The following is a 24,888-nucleotide window of genomic DNA, read 5'->3' as shown; positions in this document are numbered from 1 at the left end:
TACCTCTGATGCCGTAAGGCGTTGAGCACGCGATCGCCCCCAAGTGTTGGCCACCACAGAAAATGTGCCTCTACCTCTGATGCCGTAAGGCGTTGAGCACTCCCGAGACTTAGCGAGAGAAGTACGGTCTAAGATGTGCCTCTACCTCTGATGCCGTAAGGCGTTGAGCACGGGCTCTGTGGCGTTTCATCGCCGGCAGACCCTTGGACGTGCCTCTACCTCTGATGCCGTAAGGCGTTGAGCACCGTGATCGCTCCCCTGCGCACTGAGTGGGTACTGTAGTGCCTCTACCTCTGATGCCGTAAGGCGTTGAGCACTTTCTAATTAAATGCTCTATCTCCAATACCAGACCGTGCCTCTACCTCTGATGCCGTAAGGCGTTGAGCACTCGTCTAAAGCTGCCTGTCTTTGACGTACCAACCCGTGCCTCTACCTCTGATGCCGTAAGGCGTTGAGCACTGTCGCCAGCGAGGCGGGTCGGAATCAACGATATAGGTGCCTCTACCTCTGATGCCGTAAGGCGTTGAGCACCGGGTCGGCTTCCACCCCCGATCCGACGGTGGGTGTGCCTCTACCTCTGATGCCGTAAGGCGTTGAGCACATTTCGGATTCAAAAAAAATGAATCCGCTTGTACTTGTGCCTCTACCTCTGATGCCGTAAGGCGTTGAGCACACCGCATGGGTGGCTCCCATGCTGAGGAGGACTTCAAGTGCCTCTACCTCTGATGCCGTAAGGCGTTGAGCACGCAGAGGCATAAACCGCGTCTTTGCGCTCTGGGCGGGGGTGCCTCTACCTCTGATGCCGTAAGGCGTTGAGCACGATTCCGGTAGTTTTGCCTGAGGAGTATCCTTCCGTGCCTCTACCTCTGATGCCGTAAGGCGTTGAGCACGTGGCTTTCAAAGGCACCGCCAGTAGTTTTCTACCTCTGATGCTGTGAGCTAGCCTAACGGTTGGTTAAGTTTCTTGAATAAAAATAAATATTCCTACCCAAAAAGTTTCTTGCTTCTTGCAATTATCTACAATAGAAGTTAGGATGTTCTTAAATTTACAACTATAAGCTATCAGTTAGCATAATTCTTGCAACTAAAAGTTGGATACCTTTAGCAATGCCTGAGAGTCACATATACGGCAACACTAGGCCGAGATCATAGGTGTTATGAGTGACCAAAATCGCTTTCTGGAGATCCATTACAGCTTACGTGGAAAAACGCTGCCAGCAGATCATGGCTACGCATTATACTCTGCCATCAAGCAACAGCTACAAAAATTGGGATACGAAAACCTGCCCAGTGATCTTCGCCTAAGCACTATTCCCGGAGTGCCAAATCATGAAGGGGTTGTTTACTTGAATCAAGCTTCACGCTTCCGCATCCGATGTCTTTCAGATCAAGTGCAAACGTGGTATCGCTTCTTTCAAAACCAAGTACTCGACATCCAAGGGCACTTGATCCGCCTTGTACAGCCTCGCATTACATTGCCAAAGCCTTCAAGAACTCTCGCAGCTCGCCTAGTCACCTTCAAATTAGAAGCAATTGATCACCTAGAAATGCCCCACTATTTTTTGGAGTCCTGTCAGAAAAGACTAAATCATTTAGGCATTCAAGGAAGGCCATTTATTCCCTCTGATCCTAATGGTGACTTAGCACGGCGCACGATTCAAGTGAAAGGAAAGAAGGTAGTGGGCTACCGCGTGATTGTCGAAGATTTAACTCCTGAAGACTCCCTAAAGTTGCAATGGCATGGATTAGGGGGACGACAACATTTTGGCTGTGGCTGGTTCTACCCTCATAAGGAGGATATTGATGCCGCCTAGTGTTGAACCACCAAAGTTGTGTCCCAATCTTCTTCTTGCTAAATCCTCACTGCCCCGTACTCCCGATTGGCAAGGTGCCCATCACTTGGCGGGTCACACAGCTACAGTGGTTGCTTCCATCACCACCCTTGTGGAAACACTCGGTCAGCACCTGCTAGAACAGTTTGGGTTGACTAAGGTGACTAATATCAACGAAATAAAAGCCACAGCAAGGTTGGCTGCTTACTTACACGACTGGGGGAAGGCCAATCATCAGTTTCAACTTGTTGTCAGAAACAAAAAGAAACATCCACAACTGATCCGTCATGAAGTAGCTTCTGTGCTCCTCGCTTGGGAATTTCGAGAATGGTTGCAGCAGTGTCCAAATGCAGATTTCATGGTAGCACTGACTGCTGCAGGAGGGCATCATCTGAAACTGGGTGGCAAACAGGGTCGGCAGACGAGTGATCTAGGGGAAATACGGGAGGGAAGCGGTGATACTTGTCTTTACTGGTATGTCAAACATACTGATTTCAAAAGGCTACTTCGTTTTGGCACGCGAGCGTTAAAACTCCCTCCCAAAATTCGCATTAGTTTCTCACAGAAATGGAACATCAAAACGATCAAAGCCAAGCGTCAGGAAGTCTTGAATGCTCTCATTGAATGGCAACCAAATCCAGTGTTTCTTGCCGTTGTTAAAGCACTACTCATTGCAGCGGATGCCATTGGTTCTGCGTCGGCGCAGGTTTCAATTCAGAAGTGGATTCAATCAGAACTAAAGAATACCCTCACCGAAGCCGATTTAGAAAAGGTGATTAATGCGCGTTGCGGGGAATATCGTCAACTGCGCAAATTTCAAGTTGATCTTAAGCAGAACTCTAAACGGGTAACATTGGCACAGGCAGGTTGCGGTACCGGCAAAACCCTAGGAGCCTATAATTGGGCAATGCGTCATGCCATTGGACGCAAGCTGTTCTTCTGCTACCCAACCACCGGCACAAGTACAGAGGGCTTTCTCGACTATGTGCACAACCAAGTGGAATCCGAACTCTTGCATTCTCGTTCACAGGTCGACTTGGAGTTAGCTTGCACCGGCGAGGAAGAAGAGAATAACGAGGGGGGAGTCAACGAAGCCGCTCAGAAATTGGAGGCCTTTAAGGCATGGGGCGCCAAAGTGACAGTCTGCACGGTAGATACCGTTCTAGGATTACTGCAATGTCACCGCCGCCCTCTCTATTGTTTCCCAGCCCTTGCCAATGCCGCCTTTGTCTTCGATGAGGTTCACTGCTATGACAATGCTTTATTTGGCGCCCTTCTGCGATTCTTGGAAGTTGTCAAGGCTCCCATTTTGTTGATGTCTGCTTCCTTTCTACAATCTCAGGAGAACGACATCCGCAAGGCAGCAGGGGAGGAGGTTGCAATTATTCAAGGTCCCCAAGAGCTAGAAGAGCTACCCCGCTATTCCTTCCATGAGCTAGATCAGCCAGACTGGGAGCGCGTCGAACAAGAACTGAAGAAGGGCGGTAAGGTTCTCTGGGTCTGTAATCAGGTGAATACAGCGATCGCCCTTTACAAAGAGGCAGCAAAGAAAGGCTTTCATCCTCTCCTCTATCACAGCCGCTTTCGCTACGAGGATCGCGTGAAGCACCATCGTGCGGTTGTGGAGGCCTTCAAGCAAGATCAACCTATTCTAGCAATCACGACCCAAGTGGCAGAAATTTCATTAGATCTCTCCGCTACCCTTCTCGTGACTCAAGTAGCCGATCCCGCAGGGCTAATCCAACGCTTGGGGCGACTGAACCGCCAATACTGTGGTCATCCCTGTGATGCTCTTTTTTATCCTGATAAAAACGTTTGTTTTCCTTACAAGCAAGAAGAGTTAGCCGCAGGCTGGGAATTGATACGTCACTTCAAAGGTAAAGAGGTAAATCAAAGACAACTAGCAGACTGGCTGAAGCAATTGAATATTACCAGCAACCCAAAGGAGCACTGCGTGTGGCTAGACGGTGGCTGGAAAACCTACGCTGCCCCCTTGCGTGAAGCAGGCTATACCGTCACTGCACTCCTTGAACAGGATATAGAAAAAATCAGCTCACTCAAGGCCAGTGAATTGCCCCGTTATACCATTCCCTTACCTGCCAACAACATCAAGGGTTGGCCACGCCATAAGAGTGGCTATCTCATTGCTCCTAGCAATCAATGGAGTTATTGTCCGAACTTAGGTGCTTTTGAGTGCAAAGGAGGTAGCGAGCTTTGAGTCAATTTACACTGTCCCTTTGTGACCCCAATTTTCTCCTTCCCCATCGCGCAGGAGTTGCAGGATTAGCCTTGGCTTTAGCGGAACTGGAGAGGGAACGCAGCAATGCCCCACTGGAGTGGAAGGGGAAGATCACTGAAGTCGAGTTGGAGTGGGAGATTACTAATGAAGAAGTCAAGTTGGAATGGAAAGGTAGTGACCAAAAGGCTGTGACATGGCTTTTAGAGCAGACCTATCAGATTAGTACTCAAGGTTACCTAGATGTCCCTGCTTTGAAACTAGATGAACAAGGCAAGTACATCTTTACCCAGGGCGTGCTAACAACATTCCTACAGCACAACAAACAGCGCAATCTAGAAAGTAATTCTCTTACCCTGACGTTCTCAATTGAGCCAGAGCAGCCAGAAATTCAACTTACATTTAAGCCCTTGTCGGGCTGTTACTACACCAAGAAGGAGATTAAGGATGCCTTTGGTAAGAAGGGGGCTTTCAAAGAGCATATCCCATTGAAGGGACACCATCTCCCTGGATTAGTGGAGTGCTTTGTTAATGGTCCTTATCAAGAGAGACCCCAAGGCTTTCTAGCACTGCTCTTTTTACCCCTTGCCTGTGGCTACTACCAACTCCCTCCCCAAACGGTCGGTGGCAAACTCTCCGCGCGCTCGGCACTAGTGATTCCAGAAGTGCAAGATTTGAAGCAGTGGGTCACGCGCCATCGCCAGATGTCCGGATACTGCTATCGGGACTTTCGCAGCAGTAGTGCTGGAGAATCTGCTTTGCATTTTCTGCTCAGGGAAAGAGTTCAGGAAGAGAGTCAACGGTTTAGTGTGCCCTACTGTGAAGTTTACCAGTTGGGGAAGCAAATTTGGGATGCGCAGCAGGCTTATCTAAAACAGGCAGTGTATCGCGTGCAGGCCACAGATGCAGTCCTAAACTTGTATGAAATGGCACGCCAAGTTTTTCCTGCGCAGGTGCGACAGGAGAATGGCGAAACTTGGTTAGCGCTTTCTAAAGTCCTGCCTTGGATTTGTGATAATTTAATTGAAGGTAAGCCTTGGTATGCGGGTTTCTTTGAGTTTTACAAACGTAACAAGCTCTATGAACGTGAAGGGCTGGTAAAGATGGCGGCAAACTTGAATTCTGATGAGCAGGTGTTATTTGACGTGGTTCAGGGCGCTTTTAGAACATACCTACATGGGCAGATTCAGCAAGCTAATAAACAAGGTCGCAACTTAGACTATAAGCAAGTGACCGATAAGGCCATCTATCGGTTTCAGCGTCCTAGTACGCAGCAGGCATTTGCCACTGCACTGGTGTATTTCCTGAGCCAGTTTCGTAGCAAAGCCGCTTTCAATAAGGGGTCAGAAATTATTCAGTGGATCCATCGAGAGCAAAACTGGCGACGGGCAAGGGATTTGGTCTTGCTGGCGATCGCCACCTACTGCGGAAAGGAAAAAGACTCGTTGAATGGTACTGATCCCCTAACGGATGACGAGAGTACAGACGCGGCGGATGAAATGTTTGTCTTCACCGATGAAACTGATCAATAGTTTTCTTCCTTAGTTTCAGAAGCAATGAAATGACAACGCATCTTTTTGCAACGATTGTGACTGCCACTCTTATCGCAGCAAATAACCGGGGAGAAGGAGATGGTAGTACCCTCTCAACTTTGCAAAAGATAACCCGTGGCAACGATCAATACACCACTGTGAGTGCAGAAGCGATCCGTTGGGCATTGCGGGAGTATTTTCAAAACCATTATGAACAACAAACTAACCGTACATTCAATCCCGAAACAGACAAATATAGCTTCAAAAAAGAAAATTTCAATGCCGAGGAATATATTGATGATGATTTGTTTGGCTATATGGACGCCAAAAAGGGTAAGGATAATGAAAATGCTACGACCAAACGACGCGGAGCTTTAGAAGTTAGTCGCGCCATAAGTCTAGATCCCTATTGGGGAGATATTGCCTTTGGCTCTAAAGGGGGCGAAAAGGGGAAAACTTCGATTCACATGACTGAAATGCACTACACTGCCTATCAGTACACGATCGCCCTCACACCAAACAGTTTGAAGCAACCAGCTCGTGCTCTTCTTGCCCTCGATGCCATTGCCGCGGTGCAGCATGTGGGTGGCAACCATGCCCGCTTTTTATACGATTTTAGTCCAGAGTCCATTGTGATTCGGATGACCGATGATCCCAGTCCTTGGATTATGGATGTTTTTGAGCGTGTTGGTGAATCGGTGGGGTGTCCTCGGCTGGTGCGACTGGTGCAAGTAGGTGATGTGAAAGCAGACGAGTTAATAGTTGGTGGTGAAATTGCCGATACATCCTACGGTCGGCAGTTAGAGGATTTAAAGGTTCAAGTTTACCGAGGAGTGAAGGAGACAATCAACGAAGCCAAAAAACGGCTAAAAGAAAAGCTTGGTATCAAGGTGGCTGCTTGATGCAACTTTACATCCATTGCCCTTGCACGAGTTTTCCCCGCAGCTTTGCCCGAGACTATAAGGAAACGTATTGCTATCCACCCCCCTCGACTGTTTATGGCATGCTACTTTCCCTTGTCGGCGAAGAGAACATGGAGCGACATCGGGGCGTCAAACTTGCCATTGGCATCATTGGTGACGATCCACCCATTTCACGGATTCTGCGTAAACAGCGGCATCACAAGTTCAGCAAGAGTCACCTAGGCACTTATCCCACGAGTAAGTTTTCCAAGCCGAATCACTATGAATTGCTGACTAACCTGCAACTAGCGGTTAAAGTGGATTCCAGTGAAAACGCTGGAACACCGAAGCTGGTGGAGCGGCTGCAGACCGCCCTCTCCACACCCTCAAAAATTTCCCGCTTTGGTGGACTCAGCCTAGGGGAGTCGTGGGCATTGGTCAATGGCGTACGCCCCTACCGTGAAGAGGATGGCGCTATTCGTTGGCTTGTTAGGTGCAATCGTGGTCAGATTAGCCTACCCATTTGGATCGATCGCCACACAACTAGAGGGATATTCCAGCGCTTTCAGCTCAGTCCTGAATTTCAAGAAGATTGTTGGGTCACGATTCCAAAATGATGTTCAGTGTTCCTTTACTGACTTCACAGTTAGCTTAGCGATACTTGGCTGCCTGTGGTACCTTTTCCAACAGTTCTGGGGCTAGGGATTGGGTTAGGCTCAGGCCATAGGTGGGTGAACTCAACGCCATTGCTGCGGCTGGTGTCAGCCAGTGTCGCGCCTGTTCATCCCCCAAGAGGTACAGTTGTAAAAAGGCCAAGCTCAATCCTCGCAGATAGGCGCGCGATCGCGGGGGAGCGGCACCGACTAGGAATTTGGGGATTGGCAGTACGGGTTCATTTTGACCCGCCTCACCAATTGTCGAAAAATGCGTTGCATCGTCCATCAAGACAAGGTAACGATCGGGTGTCCTCAGCCATGTAAAAGGATAAATTTGCTCCTCCACCGCTGGGGCGATCGTATCGTCACTGGCAGCCACAAACATAACAGGAATTTTTAACTGACTTAAAGACTCAGGACTAAAGACAGCACTGGTAATTGGGTTAACCGCAATCACTGCTTGCACCCGGGGATCCTTTAGGGAATAGACCTTTGGTGGTAATGCTTGCGCTTGGCATTGGAGCAGCAGAGACACATTAAAAGAGTCAAGGACACTTCTGGTGCAATGTCGCCGCAGTTGTTGAAAATCCAACGGTGCCCCCGCAAGGGCTAAAGCTGTGTAGCCGCCAAAGGACTGGCCAATCATGGCCACCCGCTCTAAGTTTAGCCGCCCTGCCCAAGGGTAGAGTTGCTCAGGAAAGGCTTCCAAACGATTGAGGACAAATGTGACATCAAGGGGGCGATCCAAAAATTCTTGAGCGGTTGCCATGGGGCTGCCATAACCCATAGAAAATGAAAGTAACTGGCGCGTCGAGCTACCTTGGTGCTCAAGGGCAATCACCGCAAAACCATGGGAAGCCAGATGTTGACACAAGTAACGATAGCTATAACGATTTGCCCCCAATCCATGGGAAACAATGACCACTGGAATCCGCTGTCCCCTAGGGACGATGGGTAGATAGAGACCCGCTTCAACAACACGGGAGTGACCCGTCAACTGCAACCGCTGAGGGGATTCATCCACCGCTGCCCAAGGCATCTCCAGCCACCGCCAAGGCCCCACCCTCAGCAAAGATTGCACACTGGCGGGCACAGAGGTGGGGTGAGGTTCCAGAGCCTGTTGACGGACAACACCGAGAATTGTCTCTGTTTCGCGGATGGTCTGCTGGAAGTTTTTGAGAATGGCGAGTCCTTTTTTGAGGTTAAAGCGCAGACTTGGGGAGGGGTAGTGGCGCATCACACTCAAGGCAGTGAGGCCATGGGGATCAGTGGCAGCGACAATCAACGCCGATCGCAGGGCAAGGGCATTTTCTTGGCGGCTTTGGGTTTCCAGAATCCGCGCCGCTTGCACCATCAATTCTTGACCTAGGGGGGAGTATAACAGTTGAGCAACAGCTACGGGGGAAAGTCGCAGCCGTTCCTGTAAGGCCAACCGCAATTGCTGCCGCTGCACAGGTGACAATAACCGCAGGTAGCTGGCGAGTTCCGGGGAGGCTTGGCCAGTGGTAGCAAATCGTTCTAAATCCGCAATGGGGAGCGATCGCTCGAAGACACCATAGCGAAAAATAATGCGTTCGGCTGCGGTTGCCGACAGCCCCCTTGATCCCACCAAAAAGAGACTGAAACCCGCCACGACACTGAGGGGGGGCAAGAGAAACCACTTAAGGGAGAGGGTGTTCACAGCGAAGAGTCACGCAATACCACTCAAGCAAAAAGCTGAGAAAAGATAGAAAAGTAGTGGGAACAGTGAGTGCAAAAATCCTATCGGTACTTTCCAGTATAGAGACAGCCCTTTTCTATAAGCTGCTGCAATCATGTTGGCACCGCTTTGGAACTGCTGGGGTACTCTCCTCGTCCTGAACACTACTCAAGTTGTGAGACAGCGCAATACCCTTACGTGATGGACATCATCACCATCTCGTTGGCGCTATCACCCCGCAGCCTACACCAAAGCCCTATGGTAATAGTGTGACAGGTAGGGAACTGACCAAAGATTGACGATAAAACGCCGAATACTCCCCACTCCCCCTTTTCACCAAGGATATTGACCTATGAAACGCCCTATGTTTACCTCACTGCGATATTTCATTCCTTGGAGCTTGGCCGTCCTCATTCTCAATGCGGGTCTGAGTTGGGCAGGATTCACGCCCCCCAAAAACCTATCCCGTCCGGGGAATCGTGAGGGGGCAGCGACACGCGGCATCTGTAAAGTACAAACTGCAGCGAATGAGCCTGATCTAACCACACTGGTACCAGCAAGTAACATTGGCTTGACGGCGGCGAATCGCCCCACCTTTTACTGGTATTTACCCGCCAACAATTACCAAGCTCTGGAGTTTGCCCTCTTTCAGACCCTTGCCAATGGGACGCAGGTGCAAATTTACAGGCAGCAGTTTCCGATGGCTAATCGCCCACGCCTAGACAGTATTACGTTGGCGGGTGACGTGCCGCCTCTACAGGAAGGGGTGGATTACCGCTGGACTGTGAGCCTCATCTGTAACTCCAGTGACCCCGATCCCTCACAAATTCGCTTTGTCGAAGGCTGGGTACAGCGGGTCGCTCTACCGAAGACATTGGAAAAACAACTCCACCAAGCCAGCTCGCTGCAACGGTATGATCTGTTGGCTAGCAATGGCCTTTGGTATGATGCCCTCGATGCGTTGGTGAAACTGCGGCAGGCGCAGCCCAATGACCCCAAAATTAACACTCTCTGGAGAGAGTTAATGACCAGCGAGGGCGTTGGTCTCCATCGGCTGAGCAATCTAGCGATCGCCCAAGGTAGCCAGCGCAATTCTCGCTAATCAAGAAAGCGCTGTAGGTGGGGGTAGCTGCACTTTCCGAGCAAGCCCCAAGATTTGCAGCAGGCGAATCACCCACCATGTGGCATCCACTTCCCACCAGTACCAGCCAGCTTTGGCGACGTGGGGATAGGCATGGTGATTGTTGTGCCAACCTTCGCCATAGGTGAGGAGCGCTGCCCACCAAAGGTTGCGAGAGTTGTCCGCTGTGTCGAAACGGCGGTAGCCCCACTTGTGAGTCGCAGAGTTGATTAGCCAAGTGCTATGCCACAGGAAGACCGCCCGCACAAACACTCCCCACAGTAGCCAAGACCAACCGCCGAGGCCATAGAGCAGCAAGGCAAGGGGTACTTGCAGCAGCAAAAAGTAGCGATCGAGCCAGCGGTAAAAGGCATCTCGTGTCAAATCCGGCGCAAAGCGGGCATAGGCCTCGGCATCAAAGAATTGACGGTGGGGATACATAAGCCACAGCATATGGCTCCACCAAAAACCCCGCCGCGCCGAGTAGGGATCCTTGACTTCATCCTCGGTGTAGGCATGATGCAAGCGGTGTCCAGCCACCCAAAAAATCGGGCCTCCCTGCATGGCCAAAGCCCCCAAAACAGCAATGATGTACTCCAACCACTGGGGCACTTGGAAACTGCGGTGACTTAAAAGGCGATGGTACCCCAAGCAGATGCCGATACTGCCAAAGAGCCAGTGGAGAAAAATAGTCACTGCCAAGGCAGACCAAGAGAAAAAGAAGAGGGCAACAGCCGCTAAGACATGAACCGCCCCCAGAAACAGGACAAAGCCCCAATTGAGGCGACTGGTCTCTGGTTGCAATTCCAAGGATGATGACATAGGCACTCCTCACTACCGTTTATGAGTTTAGACGCAAGTTTAGGTTTCGGGATTCTGAGCCACAAGAAAATCCTAAAGGCTATCTGTGGCTAAATGGCCTTAGAAAATGTCCTACCAGATTTTTGTTGCAAGTAGGTATCAAAGACGGCAGCGATATTGCGGATGAGGAGTCGTCCGACAGGAGTGACCTCTAGGCGATCGCGCCCCAAGTGAATGAGGCCATCGGCAGCCAATTCCTCTAGGGCAGCTAGCTCGCAGGCAAAGTGAGTATCAAAGTCAAGATCAAACTGGCGGGCGATCGCCCCTTTGTCCACCCTAAACTGGCACATCAGTTCCATGATGACTTGGCGGCGCAGCAAGTCCTCGGGGTGCAGTTGAATGCCGCGCTCAGTGGCCAGTTGACCTGCTGCAATCTCACTCAAGTAGGTGGCTAGGTGTTTCTGGTTTTGGGCATAGGCCGCCTGCAACATACTGATTGAGGTAAGGCCAAAGCCAATCAAATCCGCCGTTGGCAGCGCTGTATAGCCCTGAAAGTTGCGCTTCAGCGTCCCTGCTTCTTGGGCGATCGCCAGCTCATCGGTGGGCTTGGCAAAATGATCCATGCCGATGTACCGATAGCCATGGCTCGTCAGCAGTTCAATCACCCGCTGCAAAATGGCCAGTTTTGTTGCACCATCGGGGAGCGTTGTTGGGTCAATGCGTTTTTGAATCGGTTTGAGATTGGGCAAATAGGCAAAGTTAAAGACCGCAATGCGATCGGGGTCAAGGCGTAGCGTTTTAGCAATTGTGGCTTCAAAGGACTGGACGGTTTGATAGGGCAGGCCATAGATGAGGTCAATGTTGATACTCTCAAACTCGGCCGCGCGGATCCAGTCCATCACCTGAAAGAGCCATGCTTCAGGCTGGATGCGATTCACTGCCAGTTGCACTTGGGGATCAAAGTCCTGCAGGCCGAAGCTGATGCGATTGAAGCCGAGATCCCGCAGCCGAAAGAGGTAATCGCGGTTGATATAGCGGGGATTCACCTCAATAGAAATTTCCGCATCGTTGGCAAATTCAAAGTGGTGGCTGAGTGTCCGCCACAGGAATTCCACTTGGTCAATCGTGAGGTAGTTGGGGGTACCGCCGCCCCAGTGCATTTGAATCACCGGACGAGTGCGATCCAGCCGTGCCGCCACTTGGGCAATTTCCTCTGCTAAGGCATCCAAGTAGGTTTTGGCAATGGTTTGGCTTTGGGTGACAATGACGTTGCAACCGCAAAAGTAGCAGGCGGTTTGGCAAAAAGGAATATGCACGTAGAGGGAGAGGGGCAGGTGCGCTGCGTTACTCCGCAGCAGTTCCCGCTGGAAACAATGGCGATCAAACTCGGCAGTAAATTCCGCTGCTGTAGGGTAACTGGTATAGCGGGGCAAGGGGCGATCGTACTTCTGTAGCAGTGCCCGATCAAATTGAATTGGCTGAACCACACTCATGGATGTTTGCAAGCTCCTAACATAACAAGATCAACAGTGGGCCTTAGACGGCAACGGCTGCAGGACGGGGGTGCTCCCGCCGACTGGGCTGGTTCTCGATGACCACCGATTGCCAAACCGCGTCGCCAAGGGTAGCTTTTAACTCAGGCTCAAGGGCGTGCATGAGATTACAGTTGAGGGCAAAAGCAAAGTTGGCTTCCTTGACAATGCGGGCGATCGCGTCTTCGTCGAGGCCAAGACTATCCAAGGTTTCCCGATACCGCTGCTTAAAGGCTTTCTTATCTTCCGGGGTCGGCAGGGCTGGAAACTCATAAAAGGCGGTGCCTTCGCCTTCGGGAAGCGCTAACTGCGAACGGACAATTTTACTCAGGGCTTGTCCCCCAGAGAGATCACCCATATAGCGGGTGTAGGAATGGGCAATGAGCAACAGAGGATCACTCTGGGCTAGATCATGAATACGACTGAGGTAAACACGGGTAGCCGTGAGGGGGGTAATCTGATCGCGCCAATTGTCGCCGTAGTAGAAGGCCAAATCTTCGGCCAGTTGACCACTGCGGTTGAGTTCGGGGAAGTAGATTGGCCGCATGCTTTCAGTATTGGCCAAGGCTGCCTCAAGAGCGGTGTAAACGAAGTAGAGGTTGGCCAGAAATTGGCGGAAAAGACTTGGGGTAATTAACCCGCGGACAAAACATTTCATGAAGGCGGTGTGTTCAGCTAAGGTGTGAGCCTCAGCAGTTCCTTCGCGCAGCGCAAGGGACAGCACTGTCATACCTGTAACTCCTGAAATCAGTTTTTAGCAATCTTTTTTGAAAAAAGTCATCCTGCCAACGGAGAATGGCCGTGGGCTGAATAGGGGAAGAGGGGCAAACTACAGGTGAGTATTACTTTTTAACCATATGGCTGTCAAGTGAAAATTTAAAAAACATAACAAAACTGCCTACTTTTGCAAAATCGTCAAGGTGGTTCTTGACCGTCCTGAGGGATATAGTATAGTAAAACGGTATGCCTTGCATAGGTTTAGTTCTATAGGAGTGAAAGGCTTATGGTGGCGATCGCCCCCAATCCCGATTCAACTCAGACGGTTAAAACTATTCGCGAAAACCTTTTAACGCCGCGTTTTTACACAACAGATTTTGAACAGGCAGCAAAACTTGACCTCAGCCGCCAGCAGGAACAACTCGAAGCAATGTTGGCGGAAATGCGGGCAGACTACAACCGCCATCACTTTGTCCGCGACGACTCCTTCAAAGGCACATGGGACACCTTGGATGCAGAGACCCGCAAAGCCTTTATTGACTACCTTGAGCGTTCCTGTGTCTCTGAGTTTTCAGGGTTTCTGCTCTTTAAGGAACTCTCGCGCAAGCTCAAGAATCGCAACCCCCTTTTGGCGGAAATCTTTCACCTGATGGCACGGGATGAAGCGCGGCACGCGGGGTTTCTCAACAAGGCGATGATGGATTTTGGCCATGCTATGGACTTGGGCTATCTCTCCAAGGCGCGTACCTACACCTTTTTCCCGCTGCCCTGGGTACTCTACACCGTCTATCTCTCGGAGAAGATTGGCTATTGGCGCTACATCATCATCTACCGTCACCTGCAAAAGCACCCCGAACATTCCTTCTATCCCCTCTTTAACTACTTTGAGAGTTGGTGCCAAGACGAGAACCGCCACGGCGATATTTTCAAGGCCTTGATCCACTCCCAACCCCAATTGCTTCAGGGCTGGGGCGCCAAACTATGGATGCGCTTTTTCCTGCTGACGGTGTTTGCTACCCATACGCTGACGGTGCATGAACGTGCCAAATTCTATGAAGCCCTTGGCCTCGATGCCACGGAATTCGATCGCAAGGTGATTGCCAAAACCAATGAAACAGCGGCGCGCACCTTCTCGGTGGTGCTCAATGTCGATCACCCCGAGTTTTACCCCCGTCTGCAACGCTGTGTTGAAATCAGCGAGAAATTGCAAGCTATTGAAGCCAGCACTCAACCGAAGTGGCTGAAGGCCTTGCGGAAGCTGCCTCACCAGTTGGCGATCGCGGGTCATCTCCTGCGGATTTATCTGTTGCCTCCCGTCAATGCCCAACAGGAATGGGGCACCGTGCGTTAAGTCTCTAGCTCCTCTTGGCGAAAGCGGTTGAGCAGTTCGAGCAGCAGCGCTTGATTGGCCTTCGGAATCAGGCGATCGAGGGAAAGGGACTGCTGACCGCCGCCAAGGAGAACGGCAACCTCCTGCAAGACGCGAGTGACTTGCGCCGAATTAATCTCCCCCTGTTCCAAAAGGGGCAAGAAGGCCTCAGCAAGGGGGGCTGCCAGCTTTGCATCCCCAAGGTAGAGATGCCATTTGGCGACATCAATATAAATGTCACGGCCGATTTCCGCTGCAAGGCGTTCAATTAAGGGGGTACGACTCATAGGCATCACCTGACTCTGTCTTCCTTATCATCAGGCACAGCGGTCAAATAGGACAGTCTGGAAGGCCTGCTCAATCATAGCTAAAAATCCCCCCATGGCTGGTCCATAGGGGGGCACTCAAGAGGCTGTTCAGAGCCAACCTATGGATCGTAGGGCTTTTTGCCCGTGAACTTGAGTTGAGAGGGGTTGGGATTCTGGCCAATGGAGCGCGGTACACTGTTGACGGCTTCCCGCCCTTGGTTCACTTTCTCAGGGAAAACGCCATCCTTGGGATGGATCAACACCGTTTCGCCATCGGGGAAAATGCGATAGATTTTATAGTCATTAATTTTGCGGGGACGCAGTTGTTGGGTAGCGAGGGCAAGGCACTGCTCCTTGCGGGCAAGGTAAACGAGATTTTCCCCTTCACGCATCACAGCAGCCCCAGCCGTCGGCATTTCAAAAACTTGCTCTTTGGGGCTGGTCCAAGTGATGGCGTATTTCTCTTCTGTATCCGCTTTGCTGAGGAGGCCGCCGGTGCTGCCACCATAGAGCGGAGGTTGCCCAGTGAGTGTTGTCATGCGTTCGATCCTCAATCTCTCACGTTTTTATCCTTAAGATCGGCTAGTTACAACCCTTTTCTTAGCTATGGGATTCCTGCAGGGGATGCAATCCTTGGGAAAAGGGCTGGCGCCCTCGTCAAGCGCTATAGCCAGATTCAACGGCATCGTAGCATTGAAGTCGCGGTGTTGATGCGAGTTGTGAGAAACTGTAACAGTTCGTTCACGATGACTCATCGTGATTGGGCGATTTGATCCTGATTCTGAATGATTGCCAATGATCACCCTTGAAAAACCTATGGCTAAAGGGCTAATTTGTTTAGATTATTGACAAAATGCAACAAAAATATGTCCGCTCCTCACAGGGGATGATTGAGCAATGCAATATCTCTACCTGCATGGATTTGCTTCGTCGCCGCGCTCTGCTAAAGCGCAGTACTTTCGCGATCGCTTTGAGGAACTCGGTCAACCGCTACTCATCCCTGATCTCAATCAGGGGGATTTTTTTCACTTGACCCTCACGCGCCAAATTCAACAGGTAGCAGCACTGCTCTCCCCAGCAGAACCCGTGACGATAATTGGCTCTAGTTTTGGTGGTCTAACGGCCGCTTGGCTCGCTGAAAAACATCCCCAAGTGGTGCAACTGTTTCTCCTTGCCCCTGCCTTTGAGTTCGCCAGCCATTGGCTGCCGCGTTTAGGAGATGAATACCCTCGCTGGCAAGAAACAGGGGTTTTAGAAGTCTATCACTACACCGAAGAACGCCTGCTGCCCTTGAGCTACGACTTTGCCAAGGATTTACTGGCCTATGATGATCGCCAGCTTCAGCGGCCTGTGCCGACCCTCATTTTCCATGGCCTTCAGGATGAGGTGATTCCCATCGCAGCCAGTCGCCGCTACTGTGAAGGCCGCCCTTGGGTGAGTCGGGTGGAATTGGATAGTGATCACGCCCTCAAGGAGGTACAGCCGGCCATTTGGGGCATGATGTATCCCATCATCTATCAGCAATTAACTTGAGAGGCTGAGTTCAAGGAGACCGCAGGAATTTCTGCTCGCACGGCGCGAAACATGCCAAAGCGGCACAGTCCCGTCCCAAAGGCAATCCGCATCAGCAGGAAAGTGGGTACTTCCCGCAAAGATTTCACTAGCCCCGGTAGGCCAAAGCGGATTAGCCCCTCTGGCCGCACAATGCCCTGCCAAATTGAATCTAACCACGAGGGGAGCGTTTCTTGGGTCCAGTCGGCAGTGATCACCTCTCCAGCCACTAAACCGGTTGCGGCAAGGGCTTCCGTAAAGCCTTCAATACTAGCAAAAGCAGGGTGCGACCATTGATCCAAGAGTTGCCGCATGATTAGTCGCTCCCAGAAGCTCAAGGGACGCTGGCGATCGTCCCGCTGGTTCCAATCGGCAACCACCAGAATTCCCCCCGGCTTGAGTACCCGCAACAATTCCTTGGCAAACTGTTGCTTATCCGGCATGTGGGGACCAGCTTCAATAGACCAAACCACGTCAAAACTTGCGTCTGGAAATGACAGGGCTAGAGCATCATCCACCTGAAACTGCACATTGAGATCTGGGGGAGTGAGTTCCTGCGCCCGCCGTACTTGTTCGGGGCTAATCGTAATTCCAGTCACATGGAAACCGTAATCGCGCGCCAAGATGCGGCTGCTGCCGCCAATGCCACAACCCACATCCAATACTGTTGTCCCCGGCGGCAGGCGATCAAGACCAGCCCAACGCACCATCTCATGGACAAAATCTACCTTCGCTTGGCGAAAGTCCTTGGGACGAGGGGGCGAACCATAGTGGCCAAGGTGAATATGCTCACCCCAATAAAATTCCAAAATGCCATCCTTGGTCCAGTTATCATAGGACTCGGCAACAGAGCGGGCAGACTCATACTTCCGAGGAAAGAGCAGATAAAGCGCTGTCCCCAAGAGGGCTAAGGCCACAGCGGCAGCAAGTAGTAGCAGGAATAGATGCAACATGGAGAAAGCTGGGTGTGTGGATCACTATCTAGGATGACAAGGTTTCTGGTTGTTCGACAAGACAGTAAAAGCAGAACTGTTAGGGGCGATCGCCCCCCACTGACTCCTCAGGAGAGACCTGTCTTTGCGGTTTGACTTCTTCCCAGTAGCGACAGAGGTACTGATAAGCGGCAGGTGGTGGTACAGGTAAGTTTTTCAAGTAAAAGAACGTCACCTGTTGTCCCGACTCCAAGAGCAACAAGCACTCCCGTTGTGGGTCATAGGAGTCAGCCGCCTCTAGAATGTGGGCACTCATAAAGTGATGGTGCAGAATCACAGTATCTGGTACCGCCAACCAAGCATTAAGGAAGGGGGCTAAGCGTTGCCGAGGCACATAGTGGGCAGAAAAGGTTTCCCCAGTAACGCCAACTTGGGGGGTATTCGTAGTGCACACCACCACACCGGCACCCGCACTGAGATAGCCTACCCAAGCGTTATAGCCCAAGCTCAGTAAATTTGCGGCAATCCACTGATCCTGCCACTCGGTTAATTCCATAGATTGCGGAGACTGACTCATTTAGTCGTTGCCAAGGAAAACTTTGCCCCCACTAGGGAGCAGGGGCATGCCCAACGGCTCAGGAGGACTGCTGTTGCAGCTCAGCGCGTAATTTTTTTGAAGCAGCCACCATATTCTTGAGGGCTGGGATCACCTCTTCCCAACGGCGAGTTTTGAGGCCACAGTCAGGATTCACCCAAATTTGCTCAATGGGTAAATGGGCCAAGCCTGTTTTGAGTTGGGCAACGATTTGCTCAACGCTGGGAACAGCGGGGCTGTGGACATCATAAACCCCATTGCCAACTTGATGCGAATATCCCGCATCAGTAATTTCAAAGAGTGTTTCGTTATTGCTGCGGCTATTTTCGATCGAGAGAACATCGGCATCAAGGCGTTGGATGTGGTCGATAATGTCGCCAAACTCGGAATAGCACATGTGGGTATGAATTTGGGTGGCCGCTTGGGCAACCCCGGCAGCGAGGCGAAAAGCATCCACTGCCCATGTCAAGTATTCTGACCAGCGTTCCGGCTTCAAGGGTAGGCCTTCACGCAGGGCGGGTTCATCAATTTGGATGATCTTGGCACCTGCGGCTTCAAGATCAGCTACCTCCTGACGCAGGGCAAGGGCAATTTGGAACGCCTGTTCACTGCGGGGAATGTCACTGCGGGGAAATGACCAGTTGAGCATGGTCACAGGGCCTGTAAGCATTCCTTTGACAGGTTTTTGAGTCAGGGACTGAGCCACTTTGAATTCCCGTAATGTCATCGGTTGAGGCCGCTCAATATCGCCGTAAATAATGGGAGGTCGCACACAACGGCTACCGTAGCTTTGTACCCAGCCATGCTCAGTGAAGGCAAAACCGCACAACTGCTGGCCAAAAAATTCCACCATGTCAGTACGTTCAAATTCACCGTGAACGAGGACATCAAGGCCAGCCTCTTCTTGGCAACGAATACACTTGGCAATTTCGGCGTCAATTGCTGCTTCGTATTCCGCTTGAGTGATTTCACCTCGTTTGAGTTTAACCCGCAGTTGCCGAATCTCAAGGGTTTGTGGAAATGAGCCAATGGTTGTGGTTGGCAGAGGGGGCAATTGCACCTGGTATTTTTGGCGATCGCTATAGGGGGCTGGACGCTCAAAATCTTGGGGCGTTAGGCTTTTCAGTTGAGCTTGCACCTTGGGGTTGGCAGGGCTAAACCCTTGGAAGGCACGCCAGTGAGCCTCTAGCTCCTGAATGCGAGTATGGCTAGTTGTATCCCCTTCCCAATACGCTTTGAGTAATTGAAGTTCTGCTAACTTTTGTTCGGCAAAACTGAGAACATTGCGCAGTGGTTCGGGAAGCTTGACTTCCCGACGAACATCGTAGGGCACAAATTGCAAAGAAGCAGAGGGCTGGAGTTTAATCTGCGGGGCGATCGCTCGGATTGCTTGCAGTTTGTCTAAAACAGTGTTAGGCTGAATCGCCCACACATTGCGGGCATCAATAAGACCAACGCCCAAAATTTTGTCCTCAGGGAACCCATGCTCCTTTAGCAATTCCAGATTGCGACCTCGGGTAAAGTCAAGACTGATGCTGGCAACGGGTAACTGAACTGCCCAAGGATAGGCTTCCCCCAAGTCATCAAAGTAGGTCACCAAGTGCAGGGGCAAACCCACTTGAGTGAGCTGTTGGTATAGGCGTTGATATAGGGGTTGAAATTGAGGGGCATCACCAAGAACAAGAGCGGGTTCGTGAAGCTGCACACCTTTGACACCGAGGTCTTTGAGGTGGTTGAGTAAAGTAGCATAACGCTCAGCCAAACGATCCGCAACAACCTCTTGATTGACAAGCAGCCGACTTAACCGCAGGAATGTCCCTGGACCAATGACAATGGGAATTGCACGATCGCCTATCTCCTGTTGTGCTTGTTGCACCTGTTCCAAGAAATCGCTGAAATCAGCCTCCTGCCATCGATCGCCCACCTCAGGCACCAAATAGTGGTAGTTTGTATCAAACCACTTTGTCATTTCCAAAGCAGGAACTCCTTCTTGCCCCCGCGCCATAGCAAAGTAGCGCTCTAACCCGTGCAAATGACTAAAGCGATCGGGCACAATACCAAGGCGCACAGACCAGTCGAGCATGGGATCGTACAAGCTCATGTCACCGACCCCGATTTCGTCAATTCCAGCCGCCACTTGGCTATTCCAGTTGCTTCTAGCGATCTCTTGAGCCGTTGTCAAAAGTGTTGCTGGCTCAAGTTTGCCCTGCCAATAGGCTTCAAGCGCCTTTTTCAATTCTCGATTTTTGCCAATGCGTGGATAGCCAATGGTTGCCGTTGGTAGGTGGGATTGCAGTTTAGACACAGAAGCTTGTGCTGTCATTGGTGATCCTTTGAATCTCGAAATAGAGTTGAAGTTAACAAACAGTAGAAAAGTACAACTGTCCTTTGAGTCAGATAGCTAGCGGTGACTTCCCCTCTCAAGCAGTCTCAATGAATTAATGAGAACAACTTGAGGACTCAAGAGCAGTGTAAAAATGCCTAGAAGCAGTCACGGCCTTTTTTGCAGCCATGGGAGACTCGCAAAATGATGAAAGCCGCTGTAAAAGGAGAAGCCAAATCTCCTCGTGCATCCCATCTCCTAAAAAAGGTTATGTCGCTGCCATAGGGAGAATAAAGCCTCTTTCTTAGGGGGTAAACCTGCTAAAAAAGTTCAAACTCTCCTGCAAAGAGACACTAACTTTTCGGTGCAGGGCGACGTACACCCCCTAAAAAGGTTCTCAGGCAGACTGACTTGTTTCTTTTTTAGAAAACTCACTGCACTGGCCTTCTGAACTTTTGCAGAAGTCGTGGCCTAGGACAGATAATTTCCAGCAAAGAGCAAGCCTGACACAGCATCATCCGTACCTCGCAGATGAATAGAACAGCAGTCCTCTGGCGGGCATCCTGGCTGAGAAGGCCCCTGCCTTCATCACAGTTGCGGGACAGCGTCGGATTTGCACCGAACTTTCCCCCTTACGTTTGCTAGCTGACCCCTAGCAAAACCAGATGATAATGCAAGGATCTTACCATAAGCAACTAAGGGAATGAATGAGTTAGCGCAAAACATCTGAAGGAAAACGATAAAAGCTAAGACAAGAGCATTCCTTGTTACAAAAACAGAATCTTATAAAAATTTGGTAGGATGTGGTGGCACCCAATCCACGTGAAAAACGCTGTAACTTAGTAATTAAGAACCCTTAAGAGTTTTGGAAGTAACTGCCTTGGCGGACGTGCCTGTGTTTGACTCCATTGAAGCAGCGTTGGATGCCCTGCGGCGGGGCGAAGTGATTGTGGTGGTGGATGACGAAAATCGCGAGAATGAGGGGGATCTCATTGGTGCCGCCGAGCGAGTTACCCCCGCCATGATTAACTTCATGGCAGTTCATGGACGGGGACTGATTTGCGTTGCCATGGAGGGCGATCGCCTCGATGAATTGGAATTGCCCTTAATGGTGACAACGAATACCGATAGTAATCAAACTGCCTTTACGGTGAGTGTGGATGCTGGTCCGCGGTGGGGCGTGACGACGGGTATTTCGGCTGAAGACCGTGCCCGCACCATTCAAGCCCTTATTGACCCCACCACCCGCCCCCAAGATTTGCGGCGCCCTGGCCATGTCTTTCCCCTGCGATCGCGCCCCGGAGGGGTTCTCAAGCGCGCCGGCCATACCGAAGCCGCAGTGGATCTAACACGATTGGCAGGTCTCTACCCAGCGGGGGTCATCTGTGAGATTCAAAATCCCGACGGTACCATGTCGCGGCTGCCCCAACTCATGGAATATGCCCGCACCCACCAACTGAAAATTATTAGCATTGCCGATCTCATTAGCTATCGTCTCCAGCATGAGCGTTTTGTGCGCCGCGAAGCTGTGGCCAAGCTACCGACGGAGTTCGGTGAATTTCAAATCTATGGCTATCGCAATGCCCTCGATCAGTCGGAGCATGTCGCCATGGTTAAAGGGGATCCCGCCACGTTTAGCGAGCAACCCGTTTTGGTGCGCGTCCATTCTGAATGCTTGACGGGCGATGCCTTGGGGTCCTTGCGCTGCGATTGTCGAATGCAACTGCAAGCGGCCCTAAAAATGATCAATACTGCGGGTCGAGGCATCTTGGTCTATCTGCGTCAGGAGGGACGGGGGATTGGCCTAGTGAATAAACTGCGCGCCTATTCCCTCCAAGACCTGGGCTTTGACACCGTGGAAGCCAATGAGAAGTTAGGGTTTCCCGCAGATCTCCGTGACTATGGTGTCGGGGCACAAATCCTGAATGACTTGGGGGTAAAGCAAATTCGCCTGATTACGAATAATCCCCGTAAAATTGCTGGGCTTAAGGGCTATGGCCTCGAAGTGGTGGATCGGGTGCCCCTATTGATTGAAGCCACCCCCTACAATACCCCCTACCTCACAACCAAGGCGGAGAAACTGGGGCATCTGCTGCTGCAAACTTACCTAATCACAGTGGCCTTTCGCTGGCAGGAGTCGCCCCTCAATGCGGGCGATCGCTATGAGCGGCTGGAAAAACTACGTCATCTGGCCGCAGGTGTCCATTTGCTAGTGCGCGAAGAAGCGCGGCCGGTTGCTCAGGCGATCTTTGGGCATCCTGACCTGATTGTTCACTTTGGCTTTGACCAACCTCATGTGGCTGATCGCCACTGGTATCAGCAGCCGGAACACCCCTATGTGCTTGCAGTGCAAACCCTGCTGCGGCAATTTTGCCAATGGCCAATGCTGAAGGGATTTGAATTTCTTGTGGCCACGGGCAGCGATCCAATGCTCAACCTACCCATGGATCTTGATCGCCAAGCCTACACCCAACAGCCTCCCAGCGAGTGGCAGCCCCACCTTATCTATTCATGGTCAGCAGTAGCAGGTTAAAGCCTGAATGAGTATCTTGGAACGTTTACGTTGTCATTTGATCAAGGGTGAACATTCACTTATCCCACTACTTCTGGCCGAAAAAAGAAACACTGCGGCGGCGTTGGTGCTAGCACAACAACACTGGCAATGGCGCGATCGCCCACGGGGAAACTGGCTGCCCAATGTTCTAAAGGCTGAGCTGCTGTCCGCTGCCATACCCCGATCCCCTGAGCCTTGAGCCACGCTTCATAGTATGTCCAAGCCTGTAGAAACGAGCGATCGCCCCCCTTCAGTACCCTTTGTTGCAGAGCAGTCGCAAAAAACCGCCGACTAATGGCTAGACGCTGAGGACAGGGGCGCAAAATCTCCACATCGACACCCACCGCCGCCCTGCCACTCACGGCCAACACCGCTAAGTTGCCACTATGGCTCCAGTTAAATTCCATGGCATCCAAATAGGGCTTCCCCCCAGCGGTACGCGGTAGAGGCTTCTCGCCAAGATTCGGCTGATAGCGCCGCAAATAGGTACGCAGGATAACCTCACGGGGGACATCTGGGGAAAGCGTTAACCACCAAAGATGCAGCCCATGGGAATCTAAGGTGAGATCGGGGGGAGGTGTCTGCCATTGAGGGGCAATAACTGGGGGTAAGGAGGTGTGCCGCACACTAAGGGCTGAGGCGTTTTTTTAGCGACAATAGGTGAGTACGCGGATTAATTGGACTGTGGGGCAGCGGTAAATCAAAATTTGGCCAGTTGGGCAGACTTGCACAAGGACAGTGCACCGGGGGCAACCCATGACAGGGTAGGGGCACCGGCATTTGGCAGCGGGCACAGGGGGTAATGTCCCAACAGTCGCTGAGGAGTTGAGTAATCGTCTCTGTCGTGTCTTGGAGGAAACAGTCTCCCGCTTGACCGGAGATCACATAGGCCCAGCAGGCTTCAAAGGCTTGACTGTAGCGATCGCCCTGAAGAACAGGTTGCGGCAGTATAGTATGCTCTCCACCCCAAATACAAAGTCGCTTGCCCAACTGAAACCAATGGGCGAGATAGGATTTCACCTTGGCTTGGGCGGCCAAAAAGGCACAGCCTTCCAACTCCATCATTGACACCACCCTCGCTACTGTACTTACTACCCTAGCGCAAGGCAGCGAGGGTGATACGTGCTAACGAATCAATGCGGCTAAGGAGGCATCCAACTGTCCCCAACCATGGCCATCAAGGGCTAACTGTTCAATGAGACTAGCCAAGCGCAACGCTTTGAGGGCCTGCTCCCCACCCACCGAGGGGGGTTGACCGCCACGGACACAGTTGACGAAGTGCTCTAATTCTGCATGGAGCGGTTCAATGTTGCTAGTATAGACCTTCTCAATTAGGCCGTCTTGGCGGTAGAGGACTTGGCCGTGATCGGTACTGCATGAGGCAGTAGTTTTGCGGTGAATGAGAATCTCGTTTTTGAGAAAATCCGCCTCTGTGAGAGAGTTTTTGCAGTGGGCGGCAATGCGCCGTTGCTTGCGGTGGGTCACTTTACTGGCGGTGAGGGTAGCAATAATGCCGTTGGCAAAGCCCAAGGTGGCAGTTACATAGTCGAGGTATCCAGAATGGGCGGAGCGACTGCCTGCGGCCGTTAGGCGCACCACAGGGGAATTGGTGAGTTCTAGTAACAGGTCAATGTCGTGGATCATTAAGTCGAGAACCACCGAGACATCATTGGCGCGATCCGAGTAAGGACTCATGCGATCGGCTTCAAGAGCAAGGATTTCCTCCGTGCGCAGGACTTTACTCAGTTCTTGAAACGCAGGGTTAAATCGCTCAATATGCCCCACTTGGAGGATGCATTGGCACTCTGCTGCTGCGTTGACTAGGGATTCTGCTTCGCTAATACTGGCGGCAATGGGTTTTTCCACCAAGACATGCACCCCGTGGCGCAAGCAGGTAATGCCCACTTCATGGTGGAGACGGGTGGGCACGGCAATACACACCGCCTCAACGTGGGGCAGCAAGTCCACATAGTTTTCAAAGAATTTCACCCGATATTTGCTGGCGGTATCAATGCCCCGCTCCAGATTCACGTCAGAGATGCCCACAAGTTCGACATCTTTGAGTAAACTCAAAACACGGGTGTGGTGCTGACCCATGTTGCCAACACCGATGACGCCAATGCGCAGTGGCTCGGGCTGGGGACGGACGACGGCAGAACTCATGTCTAGTTATTTCACTCCTCTACGCAACCGGGGAAAGGCTTGGTGTTGGCGATCGCCCGCCGTAAG

The 24,888-nt window shown here is 51.5% G+C and carries 21 protein-coding genes, 1 CRISPR repeat array and 1 riboswitch; of the genes, 9 read left to right on the top strand and 12 right to left on the bottom strand.

Going from position 1 to position 24,888, the window contains the following annotated elements; all coding sequences use genetic code 11:
- Window positions 1-64 precede the first annotated feature (64 nt).
- Window positions 65-890: direct repeats of the CRISPR family, unit length 36 nt; unit sequence GTGCCTCTACCTCTGATGCCGTAAGGCGTTGAGCAC.
- Between the two features lie 267 nt (window positions 891-1,157).
- From cas6 to cas5, 5 genes are read left to right on the top strand one after another with little or no spacing between them, the layout of a single operon-like run.
- Complete coding sequence (cas6, locus tag ACK4HN_RS07950; RefSeq protein WP_409871701.1) at window positions 1,158-1,814, top strand: type I-MYXAN CRISPR-associated protein Cas6/Cmx6; 657 nt, start codon at window positions 1,158-1,160, stop codon at window positions 1,812-1,814.
- On the top strand, window positions 1,804-4,050 hold the full coding sequence (cas3, locus tag ACK4HN_RS07945) for a CRISPR-associated helicase Cas3' (protein ID WP_409877452.1): 2,247 nt from the start codon (window positions 1,804-1,806) through the stop codon (window positions 4,048-4,050). Before cas6 ends, cas3 begins: the two co-directional genes overlap by 11 nt.
- Window positions 4,047-5,600, top strand: a complete 1,554-nt coding sequence (cas8a1, locus tag ACK4HN_RS07940; protein WP_409877451.1) for a type I-MYXAN CRISPR-associated Cas8a1/Cmx1 — start codon at window positions 4,047-4,049, stop codon at window positions 5,598-5,600. Before cas3 ends, cas8a1 begins: the two co-directional genes overlap by 4 nt.
- 29 nt (window positions 5,601-5,629) lie before the next feature.
- Window positions 5,630-6,502 (top strand): type I-B CRISPR-associated protein Cas7/Cst2/DevR, encoded by an 873-nt coding sequence (gene cas7i, locus ACK4HN_RS07935; protein WP_409877450.1) that lies wholly within the window; start codon window positions 5,630-5,632, stop codon window positions 6,500-6,502.
- The gene (gene cas5 / locus ACK4HN_RS07930; RefSeq protein WP_409877449.1) at window positions 6,502-7,119 is read left to right on the top strand and encodes a CRISPR-associated protein Cas5; all 618 of its coding nucleotides are present in this window, start codon (window positions 6,502-6,504) and stop codon (window positions 7,117-7,119) included. Before cas7i ends, cas5 begins: the two co-directional genes overlap by 1 nt.
- 34 nt (window positions 7,120-7,153) lie before the next feature.
- Here cas5 and ACK4HN_RS07925 read toward each other — a convergent pair whose 3' ends face one another.
- Window positions 7,154-8,839, bottom strand: coding sequence for an alpha/beta hydrolase (locus ACK4HN_RS07925; RefSeq protein ID WP_409877448.1), 1,686 nt, complete (start codon window positions 8,837-8,839; stop codon window positions 7,154-7,156).
- A 370-nt stretch (window positions 8,840-9,209) separates the two neighbouring features.
- Here ACK4HN_RS07925 and ACK4HN_RS07920 point away from each other — a divergent pair, with 370 nt between their 5' ends.
- On the top strand, window positions 9,210-9,959 hold the full coding sequence (locus tag ACK4HN_RS07920; protein ID WP_409869008.1) for a DUF928 domain-containing protein: 750 nt from the start codon (window positions 9,210-9,212) through the stop codon (window positions 9,957-9,959).
- Here the strand turns inward: ACK4HN_RS07920 and ACK4HN_RS07915 are convergent, their stop codons facing one another.
- The 3 genes from ACK4HN_RS07915 to ACK4HN_RS07905 all read right to left on the bottom strand — a co-directional run bounded on the left by ACK4HN_RS07915 (window position 9,960) and on the right by ACK4HN_RS07905 (window position 13,040).
- Window positions 9,960-10,799, bottom strand: a complete 840-nt coding sequence (locus tag ACK4HN_RS07915) for an acyl-CoA desaturase (RefSeq protein WP_409869007.1) — start codon at window positions 10,797-10,799, stop codon at window positions 9,960-9,962.
- Window positions 10,800-10,888: 89 nt separating this feature from the next.
- Window positions 10,889-12,271 carry an oxygen-independent coproporphyrinogen III oxidase gene (gene hemN / locus ACK4HN_RS07910; RefSeq protein ID WP_409869006.1) on the bottom strand — a complete coding sequence of 461 codons (1,383 nt, stop codon included), beginning with the start codon at window positions 12,269-12,271 and terminating at the stop codon, window positions 10,889-10,891.
- A 43-nt stretch (window positions 12,272-12,314) separates the two neighbouring features.
- Window positions 12,315-13,040 carry a heme oxygenase (biliverdin-producing) gene (locus tag ACK4HN_RS07905; protein WP_409869005.1) on the bottom strand — a complete coding sequence of 242 codons (726 nt, stop codon included), beginning with the start codon at window positions 13,038-13,040 and terminating at the stop codon, window positions 12,315-12,317.
- A 273-nt stretch (window positions 13,041-13,313) separates the two neighbouring features.
- Between ACK4HN_RS07905 and acsF the strand changes: the two genes are divergently transcribed.
- A complete protein-coding gene (gene acsF / locus ACK4HN_RS07900; protein ID WP_409877447.1) occupies window positions 13,314-14,378 on the top strand; it encodes a magnesium-protoporphyrin IX monomethyl ester (oxidative) cyclase in 1,065 nt (354 codons plus the stop codon).
- Here the strand turns inward: acsF and ACK4HN_RS07895 are convergent.
- Window positions 14,375-14,683 carry a DUF3181 family protein gene (locus ACK4HN_RS07895; protein WP_409869003.1) on the bottom strand — a complete coding sequence of 103 codons (309 nt, stop codon included), beginning with the start codon at window positions 14,681-14,683 and terminating at the stop codon, window positions 14,375-14,377. The two genes, acsF and ACK4HN_RS07895, sit on opposite strands and share 4 nt — an antisense overlap.
- Before the next feature lie 140 nt (window positions 14,684-14,823).
- Complete coding sequence (locus ACK4HN_RS07890) at window positions 14,824-15,243, bottom strand: photosystem I reaction center subunit II PsaD (RefSeq protein WP_298976338.1); 420 nt, start codon at window positions 15,241-15,243, stop codon at window positions 14,824-14,826.
- 358 nt (window positions 15,244-15,601) lie between these two features.
- On the opposite strand from ACK4HN_RS07890, the gene ACK4HN_RS07885 reads away from it, so the two are divergent.
- Entirely contained in the window at window positions 15,602-16,237 is a 636-nt protein-coding gene (locus tag ACK4HN_RS07885) for a YqiA/YcfP family alpha/beta fold hydrolase (protein ID WP_409852334.1), read from the top strand.
- Here the strand turns inward: ACK4HN_RS07885 and ACK4HN_RS07880 are convergent.
- The 3 genes from ACK4HN_RS07880 to metE all read right to left on the bottom strand — a co-directional run bounded on the left by ACK4HN_RS07880 (window position 16,222) and on the right by metE (window position 20,105).
- Window positions 16,222-17,208 (bottom strand): methyltransferase domain-containing protein, encoded by a 987-nt coding sequence (locus ACK4HN_RS07880; RefSeq protein WP_409869002.1) that lies wholly within the window; start codon window positions 17,206-17,208, stop codon window positions 16,222-16,224. The two genes, ACK4HN_RS07885 and ACK4HN_RS07880, sit on opposite strands and share 16 nt — an antisense overlap.
- A gap of 79 nt (window positions 17,209-17,287) precedes the next feature.
- Window positions 17,288-17,764 carry a hypothetical protein gene (locus ACK4HN_RS07875; RefSeq protein WP_409869001.1) on the bottom strand — a complete coding sequence of 159 codons (477 nt, stop codon included), beginning with the start codon at window positions 17,762-17,764 and terminating at the stop codon, window positions 17,288-17,290.
- 58 nt (window positions 17,765-17,822) lie between these two features.
- The gene (gene metE / locus ACK4HN_RS07870) at window positions 17,823-20,105 is read right to left on the bottom strand and encodes a 5-methyltetrahydropteroyltriglutamate--homocysteine S-methyltransferase (protein WP_409869000.1); all 2,283 of its coding nucleotides are present in this window, start codon (window positions 20,103-20,105) and stop codon (window positions 17,823-17,825) included.
- Between the two features lie 535 nt (window positions 20,106-20,640).
- Window positions 20,641-20,786: riboswitch (cobalamin riboswitch) on the bottom strand.
- A gap of 208 nt (window positions 20,787-20,994) precedes the next feature.
- Here metE and ribBA point away from each other — a divergent pair.
- A complete protein-coding gene (gene ribBA / locus ACK4HN_RS07865; RefSeq protein WP_409869012.1) occupies window positions 20,995-22,638 on the top strand; it encodes a bifunctional 3,4-dihydroxy-2-butanone-4-phosphate synthase/GTP cyclohydrolase II in 1,644 nt (547 codons plus the stop codon).
- Between the two features lie 59 nt (window positions 22,639-22,697).
- Here the strand turns inward: ribBA and ACK4HN_RS07860 are convergent, their stop codons facing one another.
- The 3 genes from ACK4HN_RS07860 to ACK4HN_RS07850 are packed head-to-tail and all read right to left on the bottom strand — an operon-like array spanning window position 22,698 to window position 24,822.
- Window positions 22,698-23,285, bottom strand: a complete 588-nt coding sequence (locus tag ACK4HN_RS07860; RefSeq protein WP_409868999.1) for a 4'-phosphopantetheinyl transferase family protein — start codon at window positions 23,283-23,285, stop codon at window positions 22,698-22,700.
- 1 nt (window position 23,286) lies between these two features.
- A complete protein-coding gene (locus tag ACK4HN_RS07855) occupies window positions 23,287-23,724 on the bottom strand; it encodes a hypothetical protein (protein ID WP_409868998.1) in 438 nt (145 codons plus the stop codon).
- Window positions 23,725-23,784: 60 nt separating this feature from the next.
- Window positions 23,785-24,822: a Gfo/Idh/MocA family oxidoreductase gene (locus ACK4HN_RS07850; protein WP_409868997.1), complete on the bottom strand. Its 1,038-nt coding sequence runs from the start codon at window positions 24,820-24,822 to the stop codon at window positions 23,785-23,787.
- Window positions 24,823-24,888: the final 66 nt, after the last annotated feature.

Origin of the sequence: Thermosynechococcus sp. (assembly GCF_046299655.1) — a bacterium.
In the GTDB taxonomy this organism is placed as follows: Bacteria; Cyanobacteriota; Cyanobacteriia; order Thermosynechococcales; family Thermosynechococcaceae; genus Thermosynechococcus.
This window is presented reverse-complemented; position numbering and strand designations above follow the sequence as displayed.

Coding starts and splice junctions, on each gene's coding strand:
- ACK4HN_RS07905 (WP_409869005.1), bottom strand. CDS start 13,040: ATGACAGTGCTGTCCCTTGCGCTGCGCGAAGGAACTGCTGAGGCTCAC.
- cas7i (WP_409877450.1), top strand. CDS start 5,630: ATGACAACGCATCTTTTTGCAACGATTGTGACTGCCACTCTTATCGCA.
- ACK4HN_RS07875 (WP_409869001.1), bottom strand. CDS start 17,764: ATGAGTCAGTCTCCGCAATCTATGGAATTAACCGAGTGGCAGGATCAG.
- cas5 (WP_409877449.1), top strand. CDS start 6,502: ATGCAACTTTACATCCATTGCCCTTGCACGAGTTTTCCCCGCAGCTTT.
- cas6 (WP_409871701.1), top strand. CDS start 1,158: ATGAGTGACCAAAATCGCTTTCTGGAGATCCATTACAGCTTACGTGGA.
- hemN (WP_409869006.1), bottom strand. CDS start 12,271: ATGAGTGTGGTTCAGCCAATTCAATTTGATCGGGCACTGCTACAGAAG.
- acsF (WP_409877447.1), top strand. CDS start 13,314: ATGGTGGCGATCGCCCCCAATCCCGATTCAACTCAGACGGTTAAAACT.
- metE (WP_409869000.1), bottom strand. CDS start 20,105: ATGACAGCACAAGCTTCTGTGTCTAAACTGCAATCCCACCTACCAACG.
- ACK4HN_RS07895 (WP_409869003.1), bottom strand. CDS start 14,683: ATGAGTCGTACCCCCTTAATTGAACGCCTTGCAGCGGAAATCGGCCGT.
- ACK4HN_RS07885 (WP_409852334.1), top strand. CDS start 15,602: ATGCAATATCTCTACCTGCATGGATTTGCTTCGTCGCCGCGCTCTGCT.
- ACK4HN_RS07880 (WP_409869002.1), bottom strand. CDS start 17,208: ATGTTGCATCTATTCCTGCTACTACTTGCTGCCGCTGTGGCCTTAGCC.
- ACK4HN_RS07850 (WP_409868997.1), bottom strand. CDS start 24,822: ATGAGTTCTGCCGTCGTCCGTCCCCAGCCCGAGCCACTGCGCATTGGC.
- ACK4HN_RS07915 (WP_409869007.1), bottom strand. CDS start 10,799: ATGTCATCATCCTTGGAATTGCAACCAGAGACCAGTCGCCTCAATTGG.
- cas3 (WP_409877452.1), top strand. CDS start 1,804: ATGCCGCCTAGTGTTGAACCACCAAAGTTGTGTCCCAATCTTCTTCTT.
- ACK4HN_RS07855 (WP_409868998.1), bottom strand. CDS start 23,724: ATGATGGAGTTGGAAGGCTGTGCCTTTTTGGCCGCCCAAGCCAAGGTG.
- ACK4HN_RS07890 (WP_298976338.1), bottom strand. CDS start 15,243: ATGACAACACTCACTGGGCAACCTCCGCTCTATGGTGGCAGCACCGGC.
- ACK4HN_RS07920 (WP_409869008.1), top strand. CDS start 9,210: ATGAAACGCCCTATGTTTACCTCACTGCGATATTTCATTCCTTGGAGC.